This is a genomic window from Herbaspirillum sp. GCM10030257 (genome assembly GCF_042666555.1).
GTDB lineage: Bacteria > Pseudomonadota > Gammaproteobacteria > Burkholderiales > Burkholderiaceae_D > Noviherbaspirillum.
The window spans coordinates 19,219-32,130 of sequence record NZ_JBHTDH010000003.1; the positions used below are offsets into that span (position 1 = coordinate 19,219).

12 protein-coding genes and 1 tRNA gene are annotated in these 12,912 nt (G+C 54.1%); 2 read left to right on the forward strand and 11 right to left on the reverse strand.

Annotated elements, in window-relative coordinates; genetic code table 11:
• Positions 1 to 75: 75 nt before the first annotated feature.
• The 11 genes from iscX to uvrB form a co-directional block, all read right to left on the reverse strand.
• Positions 76 to 270 carry a Fe-S cluster assembly protein IscX gene (gene iscX / locus ACFQUU_RS04800; protein WP_382243451.1) on the reverse strand — a complete coding sequence of 65 codons (195 nt, stop codon included), beginning with the start codon at positions 268 to 270 and terminating at the stop codon, positions 76 to 78.
• Between the two features lie 12 nt (positions 271 to 282).
• Positions 283 to 621: an ISC system 2Fe-2S type ferredoxin gene (fdx, locus tag ACFQUU_RS04805; protein WP_382244562.1), complete on the reverse strand. Its 339-nt coding sequence runs from the start codon at positions 619 to 621 to the stop codon at positions 283 to 285.
• Positions 622 to 690: 69 nt separating this feature from the next.
• Positions 691 to 2,556: a Fe-S protein assembly chaperone HscA gene (gene hscA, locus ACFQUU_RS04810; protein ID WP_382243454.1), complete on the reverse strand. Its 1,866-nt coding sequence runs from the start codon at positions 2,554 to 2,556 to the stop codon at positions 691 to 693.
• Positions 2,557 to 2,601: 45 nt separating this feature from the next.
• A complete protein-coding gene (gene hscB / locus ACFQUU_RS04815; protein ID WP_382243457.1) occupies positions 2,602 to 3,117 on the reverse strand; it encodes a Fe-S protein assembly co-chaperone HscB in 516 nt (171 codons plus the stop codon).
• 83 nt (positions 3,118 to 3,200) lie between these two features.
• On the reverse strand, positions 3,201 to 3,524 hold the full coding sequence (iscA, locus tag ACFQUU_RS04820; protein ID WP_382243460.1) for an iron-sulfur cluster assembly protein IscA: 324 nt from the start codon (positions 3,522 to 3,524) through the stop codon (positions 3,201 to 3,203).
• 48 nt (positions 3,525 to 3,572) lie between these two features.
• The gene (iscU, locus tag ACFQUU_RS04825) at positions 3,573 to 3,974 is read right to left on the reverse strand and encodes a Fe-S cluster assembly scaffold IscU (protein ID WP_382243463.1); all 402 of its coding nucleotides are present in this window, start codon (positions 3,972 to 3,974) and stop codon (positions 3,573 to 3,575) included.
• Between the two features lie 27 nt (positions 3,975 to 4,001).
• On the reverse strand, positions 4,002 to 5,255 hold the full coding sequence (locus ACFQUU_RS04830) for an IscS subfamily cysteine desulfurase (protein WP_382243466.1): 1,254 nt from the start codon (positions 5,253 to 5,255) through the stop codon (positions 4,002 to 4,004).
• Between the two features lie 16 nt (positions 5,256 to 5,271).
• Complete coding sequence (gene iscR / locus ACFQUU_RS04835; RefSeq protein WP_057292628.1) at positions 5,272 to 5,745, reverse strand: Fe-S cluster assembly transcriptional regulator IscR; 474 nt, start codon at positions 5,743 to 5,745, stop codon at positions 5,272 to 5,274.
• A 1,531-nt stretch (positions 5,746 to 7,276) separates the two neighbouring features.
• Positions 7,277 to 7,834: a low molecular weight protein-tyrosine-phosphatase gene (locus ACFQUU_RS04840; protein WP_382243469.1), complete on the reverse strand. Its 558-nt coding sequence runs from the start codon at positions 7,832 to 7,834 to the stop codon at positions 7,277 to 7,279.
• 191 nt (positions 7,835 to 8,025) lie between these two features.
• On the reverse strand, positions 8,026 to 8,817 hold the full coding sequence (locus tag ACFQUU_RS04845) for a uracil-DNA glycosylase family protein (RefSeq protein WP_382243472.1): 792 nt from the start codon (positions 8,815 to 8,817) through the stop codon (positions 8,026 to 8,028).
• 115 nt (positions 8,818 to 8,932) lie between these two features.
• A complete protein-coding gene (gene uvrB / locus ACFQUU_RS04850; RefSeq protein WP_382243475.1) occupies positions 8,933 to 11,026 on the reverse strand; it encodes an excinuclease ABC subunit UvrB in 2,094 nt (697 codons plus the stop codon).
• A 119-nt stretch (positions 11,027 to 11,145) separates the two neighbouring features.
• Between uvrB and ACFQUU_RS04855 the strand changes: the two genes are divergently transcribed.
• Positions 11,146 to 12,360, forward strand: a complete 1,215-nt coding sequence (locus ACFQUU_RS04855) for an amino acid aminotransferase (protein WP_057292630.1) — start codon at positions 11,146 to 11,148, stop codon at positions 12,358 to 12,360.
• Between the two features lie 124 nt (positions 12,361 to 12,484).
• Positions 12,485 to 12,560 (forward strand) — tRNA-Asn (locus tag ACFQUU_RS04860).
• The last annotated feature ends 352 nt before the right edge of the window (positions 12,561 to 12,912 follow it).

Consider the following 12,912-nt stretch of genomic DNA (forward strand, 5'->3'; position numbering starts at 1 on the left):
CGACAGGCGAGCGCATCAAGTCTGTTCCGGGAGTGCGCAATGAAACCGAGGAATCTTGACGCCCTGCTCTCCTGCTTATTGCACTTCTTCAATCCAGGCCATTTGGATGGCCTCAAGAATCTTCTCACCTGAACGATTTGGATCGTCGTCGAAGTCCTCAAGTTCGCAGACCCATTTATGCAGGTCGGTAAAGCGCACCGTCAGCGGATCAACATCCGGATATTTGTCGTGTAGTTCCTCTGCAATGCGGATCGTATCGGTCCATTTCATGGCAGCCTCCGCTTAATGATTTTCACTGGCGTGATTGATCGTGTATTTTGGAATCTCGACTACAACATCCTGATCCGCCAAAACAGCCTGGCATGAAAGGCGTGATGTCGCTTCCAGGCCCCAGGCGCGATCCAGCAAGTCTTCTTCCTTTTCTTCCAACTCGTTTAGAGACGCAAAACCTTCACGGACCACCACATGGCAGGTGGTACAGGCACAGGATTTTTCACATGCATGCTCGATCTCGATATCATTTTCGAGCAAGGCGTCACAGATGGATTTGCCTTCCGGCGCTTCGATAACAGCGCCTTCAGGGCAAAGGGTTGCGTGGGGAAGAACAACGATTTGGGGCACTTCGTTTACCTCGTGATGTAATATGTGATGACTGCTTTGCCTGCTACATGCCTGTTTCTCAGACAATCCTCAGACAATCTGGTCCAGCTTCTTGCCGGATAGTGCAACGCGTACGCTGCGATCCATACGCCTCGCCGCGAACTCTTCAGTGCCATGGGCAAGCGCTTCAACGGAGGCCTTGATTGCATCATGATCATCGCTGCTTGCTGTCTGGCGCACCGCGTCCATCAGCGAGACGATCTGTGCACGCTCTTCTTCGGATAACAGGTTGGCGTCGGCATCCAGTGCAGACTGCGTGGCGAGCAAAATACGCTCAGCCTCCACCTGCTCTTCGCGCAAGGCACGCATTTTCATATCGATGTCCGCAGAACTGTAGGACTCTTGCAGCATCTTGGCAATATCATCGTCGCCTAATCCATACGATGGTTTGACCGCAATCGATGCCTCCACGCCGGAGCGTTGTTCGCGTGCCGATACCGATAGCAAGCCATCCGCATCGACCTGATAGGTCACGCGGATACGTGCAGCACCTGCGGCCATCGGCGGAATGCCGCGCAATTCAAAGCGCGCCAGTGAACGGCAATCGCTGACCAACTCGCGTTCGCCTTGCACCACATGGATCGCCATCGCCGTTTGTCCATCCTTGAACGTCGTGAATTCCTGGGCACGGGCGCAGGGAATCGTCGAATTGCGTGGAATAACTTTTTCCACCAGTCCGCCCATGGTCTCAATCCCGAGCGACAGCGGGATAACATCGAGCAGTAACCAGTCATCACCCGGCGCACGATTGCCGGCAAGCAGGTTGGCCTGGATAGCGGCACCAAGTGCCACAACTTTGTCGGGATCAATATTGGCGAGTGGCGTAGTCTGGAAAAAGTCGCCCACTGCCTTGCGTACGTGTGGCATACGGGTCGCACCACCAACCAGAACGACGCCATCGACATCGTCCACCGTCAACCCGGCATCGCGCAGTGCCTTCCGGCTCGGCGTAATGGTCTTATTGACTAGATGTTGTGTAATCTGGGAAAACGTCGCTGCGCTAAGTGTAAGGTGGACTTCTTCGCCGGAATTGAGCACCGCATCGATGTGTGTTTCTGCGTGCGTCGACAGAACTTCCTTGGCTTCCCTTGCCTTTACCATCAGGATGCGGGTGTCCTTGTCGGACAGGGGCGCCAGCTTTTCCTGTTCGATGATCCAGCACAGGATGCGATGGTCGAAGTCATCACCGCCCAAGGCTGAGTCGCCGCCCGTAGCCAAGACTTCGAACACGCCCTTGGTCAGCTTCAGAATGGAAATATCGAAGGTGCCGCCGCCGAGGTCGTAGACAGCGTAGATGCCTTCAGACCCGTTGTCGAGACCATAGGCAATAGCAGCGGCAGTTGGTTCGTTCAGCAGGCGCAGCACATTCAGTCCTGCGAGTTTGGCGGCATCCTTGGTTGCCTGGCGTTGCGCATCGTCGAAGTATGCGGGGACGGTAATTACGGCGCCGACCAGTTCATCACCCAATGCGTCCTCCGCGCGCTGACGCAGCGTCGCCAAAATTTCTGCGGAAACCTCAACTGGGCTTTTAATGCCTGCGACAGTCTTGAGCTGGACCATCCCGGGTGCGTCCACAAAATCGTAAGGCTGATTTTCGACATAGGCAATATCCTTCAACCCACGTCCCATGAAGCGCTTGACCGACACGATCGTATTTTTTGGATCGGTGGTCTGTGCCGCTTGGGCCGTGTACCCGATATTTGCATGGCCATTGGGCAGATAGCGAACGATGGAGGGTAACAGCGAGTGCCCCTCCTCGTCAGTCAGCACTTCAGGAATACTGTTGCGTACAGTAGCCACGATGGAGTTAGTCGTCCCGAGGTCGATGCCGACCGCCAGCCTGTGCTGGTGCGGTGCGGTCGACATGCCCGGTTCTGAGATCTGGAGGAGAGCCATAGGAGGTTATCTGTATTGACGGCTGCTGGAAGCGTGCGAGAGTTATCAGCCTTCGAGTTTTTCAAATACGGCCTGCACTTCTTCGCCGAATTTCTCAAGGAACATCAGTTGCCGCACGCCTTGTGCGGCAGTGGTGTAATCATTTGCGTCAAGTAGCGTGCCGATTTCAGCGAGCTTTTCCTTGCGCGCCATGCGCAAGTCGTTGTCGAGTTGCTCGAGGCCTGAAATATCCTTGCCTTCCTTGGAATCGTCCAGCGCCTCACGCCATTCCATTTGCTGCATCAGGAACTCGCGCGGCATCGCGGTATTCGATTCGATCTGCAGATCGACACCATTCAGTTCGCACAGGTAGGCGGCGCGCTTGAAGGGATTCTTAAGGGTTTGATAAGCCTCGTTGGCACGTGTAGCCCATTGCATGGCAACACGCTTTTCCGTGTCGCCGGCATTGGTAAACTTGTCCGGATGCACCTGGTTCTGCACTTCATGATAAGCCGCGTCCAATGCCGCCATATCGATGGCGAACTTTTGCGGCAAATGAAACAGCTCGAAGTGGTTTTGCATGGGCATCCAAAAGAAAAGCCTGTCCGGACATCAACAGGCTTGCAGTGCATCTCCCTCCTATACCGCAGAGGGCTCAATTGATCTCAAATACGGAAGCTTTCACCGCAACCGCACTCGTCCTTGACGTTCGGATTATGGAACTTGAATCCCTCGTTCAGGCCTTCGCGGGCGAAATCGAGTTCAGTGCCATCGATGTACGGCAGGCTCTTCGGATCCACGAAGACTTTCACGCCATGTGATTCGAACACGTTGTCTTCCGGTGCGCTCTCGTCAACATACTCCAGCTTGTACGCAAGGCCGGAGCATCCGGTGGTGCGCACGCCGAAGCGCAAACCAATGCCCTTGCCGCGCCGTTCAATATAACGGTTGATATGCTTGGCAGCTTTTTCGGTCAATGTGATTGCCATAACGATTCAGTCTCTTTCCATTCCTTTCCGGCCAGGCCGGAATGTCTATCAGGCAGCTTCCTTCGCTTCCGCGCCGTGTTTTGCCTTGTAGTCCTGCACCGCCGCCTTGATCGCGTCTTCCGCAAGAATGGAGCAGTGAATCTTTACCGGCGGCAGGGCAAGTTCTTCCGCGATCTGGGTATTCTTGATGGTCAAGGCTTCATCCAGCGTCTTGCCTTTGACCCATTCAGTGACCAGCGAGGACGATGCAATTGCAGAACCGCAGCCATAAGTTTTGAATTTTGCATCTTCGATCACGCCGTTTGCGCCGACCTTGATCTGCAGCTTCATAACGTCGCCGCAAGCCGGTGCACCGACCATACCAGTGCCAACGGTTTCATCGCCTTTTTCAAAGGCGCCGACGTTGCGCGGATTTTCGTAGTGGTCGAGGACTTTTTCAGAGTAAGACATGTTAGTGCTCCTTGTATCTTGTAAATGTCAGTGTGCAGCCCACTGGATCGTGCTGAGGTCGATACCATCCTTGTACATATCCCAGAGCGGCGATAATTCCCGCAACTTGGCGACCTTGGTTTTGATCAGGTTGATCGTAAAATCGATATCTTCTTCAGTCGTGAACCGGCCAATGGTGAAGCGAATCGAGCTATGCGCCAATTCATCGCTGCGGCCCAGAGCCCTCAAGACATAAGATGGTTCCAGACTGGCCGAAGTACAAGCGGAACCTGAAGAAACTGCGATGTCTTTGATTGCCATGATCAACGATTCGCCTTCGACATAGTTGAAGCTGACATTCAGGTTATGCGGAACGCGATGCTCCATATCGCCATTGACGTAGACTTCTTCGATCTCGGTCAGGCCTTTGGCGAGCCGGTCGCGCAGTGCTTTGACGCGGGTAATCTCGGAATCCATCTCTTCCTTGGCAATGCGAAAAGCTTCGCCCATGCCCACAATCTGGTGAGTCGGCAAGGTGCCGGAACGCAGGCCACGCTCGTGACCACCGCCATGCATCTGGGCCTCAATACGTACACGTGGCTTGCGGCGGACATACAGCGCACCGATTCCCTTGGGACCGTAAGTCTTGTGCGCGGTAAAGGTCATCAAGTCGACCTTCCACTTTTCCAGGTCGATTGCGACCTTGCCGGTTGCCTGGGCAGCGTCGCAATGAAAAATGATGCCCTTGGAACGGCACAGTTCACCGATCTCCGGGATCGGCTGGATCACGCCAATTTCGTTATTGACCAGCATGACCGATACAAGAATGGTGTCAGGACGGATGGCCTCCTGTATCTGTTCAACCGTAATCAGGCCGTTGTCCTGCGGCTGCAGATAGGTGGCTTCAAAGCCTTGGCGCTCCAGTTCGCGCACGGTATCCAGCACTGCTTTGTGCTCAGTCTTTACCGTGATGATGTGCTTGCCCTTGGTCTTGTAGAAATGCGCCGCGCCCTTGAGTGCGAGGTTGTTCCCTTCCGTCGCGCCAGAAGTCCAGACAATTTCGCGTGGATCGGCATTTACCAATGCGGCAACCTGGGCACGCGCTTCTTCGACAGCCTTCTCGGCTGTCCAGCCATACATGTGGCTGCGTGACGCCGGGTTACCAAACTGCTCTCGCAAGTAAGGAATCATCTTGTCGGCAACGCGCGGGTCGATCGGCGTTGTCGCCGAATAATCCATGTAAATCGGAAAATGGGGGGCCTTAATGGTATCGAGCAGGCTTTTTTCCAAAGGGGCATTCATACGATTCAACTCCAAATCAAGCAGCTACATGTGGACGGGGCATCAGCACCACGTTGTGTTCGGCATTCTTTTGTCGCTGCTGATCGACCAGGTCTTTCAGCGAGACGGAATCCAGGTATTCGACCATCTTGGCGTTCAGTGTCGCCCACAGGTCATGTGTCATGCAGCGACTGCCATGCTCGTGACCGGGGCTATGGCAATTTTCCTTGCCTCCGCACTGCGTTGCATCAATTGGCTCATCCACGGCGATAATGATGTCGGCGACGGTGACGTCTTCCGCCTTGCGCGCCAAGGTATAACCACCGCCCGGACCACGTACCGACTCGACGATTTCATGGCGGCGCAATTTTCCAAACAACTGCTCAAGATAAGAGAGGGAAATTTCCTGCCGCTGGCTGATGGCCGACAGCGTCACGGGACCCTTGCCCTCGCGCAACGCCAGATCGATCATCGCAGTGACCGCAAAGCGGCCTTTAGTTGTCAGACGCATATACCTCAGCTCCAGTACAAAACCTCGACCGTCTCGCACAGGATTTGGAGCCCCGTGGTACGACGTTCTTGTCTTCCCGGAATCGAATATCTTGATTCCCGAAGAATTTAGTCAAGTATATCAAAGTTGAGTGATTTTGTCAGGTATTAGGGAAATGCGGGCGTGACGGCCAGATGGGTGTCAAGAAAGCAGCTTCGGACAAAAGTGATGACTGCAAGTTGTGAATAAGACGCAACCTGGAGCTGCAACTTAAGGATTCAGCATTATTTCATATTTCTTATCGACATGCCGCCGGACGCCCTTCCTTCTGACAGGGCCGGCGAAAAGCTCAGCGCATACGGAAGCGCACGAACATCATGTAGGTAGTGGGATCGTTTCCGTAGGACGGCTCCATGGCCGTAGGAACAAGATGGCGACTGACAAGGGCACCGACGTCCAAGTGTAGCGGGCCGGTGGTGCGAAGATCGTAGAAGTAGCCAAGCGACAGTCGATTCATCTTGAACAACTGCCGCTGAACCGATTCATCTTCGCGAGTCAGGCCGTCGCTGCCTACTTGCTCTATTCGTCCGAAGAGCGCATGGGTACCGCTAAATCTGACGGTCGACTCCAGCAAGTATCCCATCGTGCTCTCGCGGAATTTGCGGGCATTTCGGCCCCACGCCACCGTGGTTTGCCAGTCACCCTGCTGGAACGGCACGGTATAGGTTGCTGCAATTGCCGTGCGCCGCACTTCGTCATTGGGGACAAGCTGGTCCAGAGTGCTGACCGTACCGCGACTTAGCCGTAGTACCCAGTTCGGCGCTAGGTTATAGGACAACTTGGCAGATCGCACATCGAATTTCGGAGACTCCGAACGGATCGGTCCGTCATGTTGATTTTCCGCAGCGATCGTCGAACTTTCGACAGAAACATCTCGCCACGCATAACCGAGCGTGACCGTGCTTGAGCGTTCCCGGGACGTATCTAGCCAATAGGCGCTTTGCATTGGATTCTCGAGCGCAAAGCCGGGATAGTCGTACATGAGCGCCCTGCGTGCCGGAGATCCTGCAACGGATGTGTAAAGCGTGCCATGCCGGCCAGCCTGGAAGGTCCGCAATGTCGCCGATTGGTCGATGCTCGGATAGAGAAACGGCAGTGCCAGTGGCGTGCTCGCCTCGTAGTCGGCGCGGTCTTCTTCCGTCCCCAAACCCGCCAGAAATGTCGTAGCGGTCGACGCATCATCTTGTGAAATCACGTAAGGCTGATCAGCATCAGTCGTACTCGGCGCTGTCACCGCTGCACCAGTCAACGGATATATTGCCAGCGTACTTGCCGAAATCATTGCTACTGTCAGCGTTTTCATAATTTCACTCTTTTGCGTCAAGGGTCCGGCAAAACCCTTGCAATTTTTATACCAAAAGCGTTGGCAAATTAGAATGAATGCACTCATCCCCACCGACGGCATTTCAGGTCGGTACGATGCTTATCTAAGTTTAAGTCGTGTTTGCGGTCCGTACTTAGCCGCAAGATTTACTTGTGCGAGGTAACCGTTTTACACGCGTGGCTGCAGTGCTCGCATCCAGCGGGACACGATTGCCTTCTGCTTCGGAAGCGGATGGTCGCGGCGCGGGATGACATGGCCGCGTGCTAGGCTGGAAAGCAAACCTTGGCAACCGTCCTCAATGTAATTCAGTACCAGGTCGAAATCCCTGGAACCGCGATAATACGGATCATGAACAATAGAGCCGGCACGAGAGTGTGAAAAGCCCATCAGCAAACCTAATTTGTGTTTGTGCTCGGGTGGGCAAAGCGTTTGCAAAATTTCCAGATTATTGAAATCCATGCCAAGGATCATGTCGAAGCGCGAAAAGTCTTCCAGTTCGATTTTCCGCGCACGAAGCCGACTCAAATCGTAACCACGCTTGCGTGCCGCCGCCTGAGCGCGAGGGTCCGGCGCTTCGCCGACGTGGTAATCGTGAGTACCGGCAGAATCAATCAGGATATATTGATGGAGACCGGCATCGGTCGCCATCTTGCGCATCACTCCCTCGGCAGTTGGGGAACGGCAAATATTGCCCATGCAGACAAAGAGTATGCGGGTAGTTTCCATAATGGCTCCGTAACATAGGCGAGCCACCTGAAAAACCAATATAGATCAAAGTGGGCCCGGTACGCCTTTATCTTCGCAAAACGATACGCGCTCACCATGATTTCCGACAAATTCACGCGTTTACGCGTTTGCGCAGCCTTGAGTGGCGGTGCTGCTGCAGCGTTTTAATATCGTTCCCGGTATGCTCTGCTCTACTTTTGCTGTTGCAGCAAATGCATTGGACCGAATAATTCCTGCATGGTCTGGTTGCCGATAAAGGACAGGTTATACGGGTGTTCAGATACGGCGTTTGGGAAGCGTGCCGTCGCCGGAAGAGTAGCCAGTTGTTCAGCAATCTTCCCCCACAATACGAGCATTGGCGGCGTTTTGGACTTTTCGACGGCGTGATCGGCGAGCGCTTCGAGCACCGTCTCCAGGAAAGGCTTCCATGCCTTCGCATCCTTTACGGGCGGGACATCCGGGCGGAAAACCAGACTGGCATTGAGAAGCAGGAAACCATGACGAGTCAGATTGGCCTGCAGCTCCGTCAGCGTCTGAATGTAAGGCGAACCAATTGCACGCGCCTTCAGCGAAATATACGTCAATGCATCTCCGGAAGTATTTTCCAGTTGCAGCTGGCCGTCCGCAACCAGGAGCATTTTCATGAAATTACGTAGCGAGGTTGCGCGATTGACTTGCTTGGACAATCCCTTTTCCGACCACAGCGACTCGACGGCGCCATCCATGAAACACACGCCGGTCGCACTCTCCTCGCGTGGATACGGCCCTTCCCCGACCAGCACATACCTGACCTCGTTCAGAGGCTTGGTGAATGCAGCGAACAGGCGCCCCTCGGTAGGGAGATAGTGCGCTTCAGCCAAGGTGGCCAGGTAAGCGGGGTCGGCCGACGCCACAGCTTGCAAGCCGCGCTTGAGGATCGGATGCCAGGAGATATGCGCCAGATCGAGCGCAGCAAGAATAGGTTGGGGAATTGTCTCGGACATCGCGGTTACATGAAATGAAAATCAGACATTGTAGCGTTGCCATAAAAGACAAGGGCCGCCGGCAATTTTGCGGGCGGCCCTTGTTAGCGCTAGTCAGGTGGAGCTTGCATCGCCATTATTTGCTGATAAGCGGGACGACGTTATCCATGCCTGGAGCGCCGAACAACTGTTCCTTAAGAAGATGCAACTGGTCGCGCACCTGAGCCGCTTTTTCAAACTCAAGATTTTTCGCATGGTCCACCATGAGTTTTTCAAGCCGCTTGATTTCCTTGCTGACCTGCTTTTCGCTCATGGACTCGTACTTCGCCTGCTCTTGTGCAACCAGTAATTCGCTGCGTGCTTCCTGCGGGCTGTAGACGCCATCGATCAGGTCGCGAATTTCCTTTTTTACGCCAGCCGGCGTGATGTTGTTTGCCTTGTTGAACGCCACCTGCTTGGCACGCCGGCGCTCGGTCTCGTCAATCGCGCGACGCATCGACTCCGTCACCTTGTCTCCATACAGGATCGCCATACCGTTAAGGTTACGCGCGGCGCGACCAATGGTCTGGATCAGACTACGTTCGGAACGCAGGAAGCCTTCTTTGTCCGCATCGAGAATCGCAACGAGCGACACCTCAGGAATATCAAGACCTTCTCGCAGCAAGTTGATGCCAACCAGAACGTCAAAGGTACCAAGACGCAGATCACGGATGATTTCCACACGCTCGACGGTATCAATGTCGCTATGCAGGTAGCGCACCTTGATGCCGTTGTCGCTCAGGAACTCAGTCAATTGTTCGGCCATACGCTTGGTCAGCGTAGTCACAAGCACGCGCTCATTCTTCTTGATGCGTTCAGTGATTTCCGACATCAGGTCGTCCACCTGCGAACTCGCGGGGCGTACTGAGATCAGCGGATCCACGAGGCCGGTCGGGCGCACCACTTGCTCCACCACCTGATCTGAGTGGCTGTTTTCATACTCCGCCGGCGTAGCTGACACAAATACGGTCTGGCGCATCTTGCTTTCAAATTCAACGAATTTCAGCGGACGATTATCGAGCGCAGACGGCAAACGGAAACCGTAATCGACCAAGTTGGTCTTGCGCGCCCTGTCTCCGTTGTACATGCCGTTCAATTGGCCGGTCAGCACGTGGGATTCGTCAAGAAACATGATGGCGTCCTGCGGCAGGTAGTCCACCAGTGTAGGCGGCGGCTCACCTGGCATTGCTCCACTAAGATGACGTGAATAATTTTCAATGCCTTTGGTAAAGCCGATCTCCTGCATCATTTCCAGATCGAAGCGCGTACGCTGCTCAAGGCGCTGCTCTTCAATCAGTTTGTTTTCCTTCCGGAAAAATTCCAGGCGGTCGCGTAACTCTTCCTTGATGCTTTCAATCGCACGCAGCACGGTAGAACGCGGCGTGACGTAATGCGAACCCGGATACACGGTAAAACGTGGAATCTTCTGGCGTACACGCCCGGTCAGCGGGTCAAACAGTTGCAGGCTGTCGATCTCATCGTCAAACATTTCGATGCGCACCGCCAGCTCAGCATGTTCAGCCGGGAACACGTCAATCGTGTCACCGCGGACGCGGAACGTACCACGCCCGAAATCGACTTCGTTGCGCGTGTATTGCATCTGGATCAAGCGGGCGATGACATCACGCTGGCTGACCTTGTCCTTGGCACGCAAGGTCAGGATCATCTTGTGGTATTCGTTCGGGTTACCGATACCGTAGATCGCCGATACGGTCGCCACGATCACGACATCACGTCGCTCCATCAGGGACTTGGTGCAGGACAGACGCATCTGCTCGATATGCTCGTTGATCGACGAGTCCTTTTCGATGAACAGATCACGTTGGGGAACGTAAGCTTCCGGTTGATAGTAATCGTAGTAACTGACAAAGTACTCGACGGCGTTTTGCGGAAAGAATTCGCGGAACTCGCTGTACAGCTGCGCAGCGAGTGTCTTATTTGGCGCAAAAATGATTGCCGGCCGACCAAGGCGCGCAATCACGTTTGCCATGGTGTATGTTTTGCCCGATCCGGTCACCCCGAGCAATGTCTGAAATGACAAGCCATCCTCGACACCTTCAACCAGCTTTTCGATGGCTGTCGGCTGATCGCCTGCCGGTGGGAATGGCTGGAATAAGCGATAAGGCGAATTCGGGAAAGTGACGATTTTTGATTCGTCGATGGGGCTGGAAACCTGGGATAAATCTGCCATCTGCTTTCGACCTTTGGTAGAATAATAAGTTGCACCTTGGTTTGAGGCTACAAGCCCGAAACTGACTACAACCCTGCTGCATCTGCTTGCATCCGCAGCCAACTTTTCATGTTATCACGATGAGCCAATCCCATCCCGCCTCTCTTTTTACTGCCGTCGAAATGGCGCCCCGCGACCCTATCCTGGGTATTACCGAAGCTTTCAACGCTGACAAGAACCCCAACAAAGTGAATCTTGGCGTTGGTGTGTACTACGACGACAACGGCAAGGTGCCTCTGCTCGATTGCGTACGCAAGGCCGAAACACAATTAATGGAAAAACCGGCACCCCGCAGCTACCTGCCGATCGACGGTCTGGCCACTTATGACAAGGCAGTGCAAGAACTTGTATTTGGTGCCGACAGCGCAGTAGTTCAAGAGAAGCGCGCAATCACCGTTCAGGCACTCGGTGGTACAGGCGCATTGAAACTGGGCGCAGACTTCCTCAAGCGCTTCTCCCCGAATTCCCAAGTATGGATCAGCGATCCCAGCTGGGAAAACCACCGTGCGCTGTTCGAATCTGCAGGCTTCGTTGTCAACAATTATCCGTACTACGATCCGGCAACACGTGGCGTCAATTTCAACGGCATGCTGAATGCCCTCAAGGAAATGCCATCCGGTGCGATTGTGCTGCTACACGCATGCTGCCACAACCCGACTGGCGCCGACCTGACCGATGATCAGTGGACCGACGTTATCAACGTGGTTACCCAGCGCGGCCTGATCCCCTTCCTCGATATGGCGTACCAGGGTTTTGGCGACGGCATTGATGAAGACGGTAAAGTCGTGCGTCGTTTTGCCGAGACCGGCACACCGCTGTTCGTATCGAACTCATTCTCCAAGTCCTTCTCCCTGTATGGCGAGCGCGTCGGTGCATTGAGCATCGTCGCGGTCAGTGCAGAAGAAGCCGCACGCGTACTGTCGCAACTCAAGCGTGTCGTCCGTACCAACTACTCCAATCCACCGATCCACGGCGGTCAGGTTGTGGCAACGGCATTGGCCAATCCAGAACTGCGTAAGCTGTGGGAGGACGAACTGGCAGGCATGCGCGTACGTATCCGCGAAATGCGCCAGCAATTGGTTATCAAACTAAAGGAAAAAGCACCAGCCCACGATTTCGATTTCGTCATCAAGCAGCGCGGTATGTTTTCCTATTCCGGCCTGACCAAGGAACAAGTCGGGCGCCTGCGCGACGAGTTTTCGATTTACGCGGTTGATACAGGGCGTATTTGCGTTGCGGCGCTAAACTCCCGCAACATCGATGCTGTGGTCGATGCAATCGCCAAAGTCTTGTAAGGATCCTCAAAGCACTCTTTGGCAAGGGTAGCCGACTGAGGATGATTTTGTTTTTCCTGTCAGATCGGCGAACCTGCAAGGCTTTGACAATTTCGGAAAGATCGGCCTATAATAGCTGCTCTGTTCCCTGATAGCTCAGTCGGTAGAGCGACGGACTGTTAATCCGCAGGTCCCTGGTTCGAGTCCAGGTCGGGGAGCCAAAATTTGAAGGCCAGATAAATCTTGAAAACGGTTTATCTGGCCTTTTCTTTTGCTCTATTGATTTGCTTCGTTGATTAACGCATAACGCGTTTGTATGGATATTGCCGAGGTATTTGCATGCATATCCCGACCTTCCACCCTCGTCGAGCCGGCCAGTTTCGGTGGGTTCTTCGTAACTTACTGATCAGCGCTACTCGCTCTTCGTCAACTGTCGGCTGATCGACGCCATGAGCCGTTTATCTTTCCAGACAAAATAACACGGCCTACCCCCTACGCATTCACACTTATACGTGCCGACATCTTGTAGGCTCATATTGGCATTTATCAGTACCAACCGATTCCATTAAAGGC

Excerpts from the sequence above, each read along its gene's own strand:
- iscX (WP_382243451.1), bottom strand. The coding sequence starts at position 270 with ATGAAATGGACCGATACGATCCGCATTGCAGAGGAACTACACGACAAA.
- hscA (WP_382243454.1), bottom strand. The coding sequence starts at position 2,556 with ATGGCTCTCCTCCAGATCTCAGAACCGGGCATGTCGACCGCACCGCAC.
- hscB (WP_382243457.1), bottom strand. The coding sequence starts at position 3,117 with ATGCAAAACCACTTCGAGCTGTTTCATTTGCCGCAAAAGTTCGCCATC.
- iscA (WP_382243460.1), bottom strand. The coding sequence starts at position 3,524 with ATGGCAATCACATTGACCGAAAAAGCTGCCAAGCATATCAACCGTTAT.
- iscU (WP_382243463.1), bottom strand. The coding sequence starts at position 3,974 with ATGTCTTACTCTGAAAAAGTCCTCGACCACTACGAAAATCCGCGCAAC.
- ACFQUU_RS04830 (WP_382243466.1), bottom strand. The coding sequence starts at position 5,255 with ATGAATGCCCCTTTGGAAAAAAGCCTGCTCGATACCATTAAGGCCCCC.
- iscR (WP_057292628.1), bottom strand. The coding sequence starts at position 5,745 with ATGCGTCTGACAACTAAAGGCCGCTTTGCGGTCACTGCGATGATCGAT.
- ACFQUU_RS04840 (WP_382243469.1), bottom strand. The coding sequence starts at position 7,834 with ATGGAAACTACCCGCATACTCTTTGTCTGCATGGGCAATATTTGCCGT.
- ACFQUU_RS04845 (WP_382243472.1), bottom strand. The coding sequence starts at position 8,817 with ATGTCCGAGACAATTCCCCAACCTATTCTTGCTGCGCTCGATCTGGCG.
- uvrB (WP_382243475.1), bottom strand. The coding sequence starts at position 11,026 with ATGGCAGATTTATCCCAGGTTTCCAGCCCCATCGACGAATCAAAAATC.
- ACFQUU_RS04855 (WP_057292630.1), top strand. The coding sequence starts at position 11,146 with ATGAGCCAATCCCATCCCGCCTCTCTTTTTACTGCCGTCGAAATGGCG.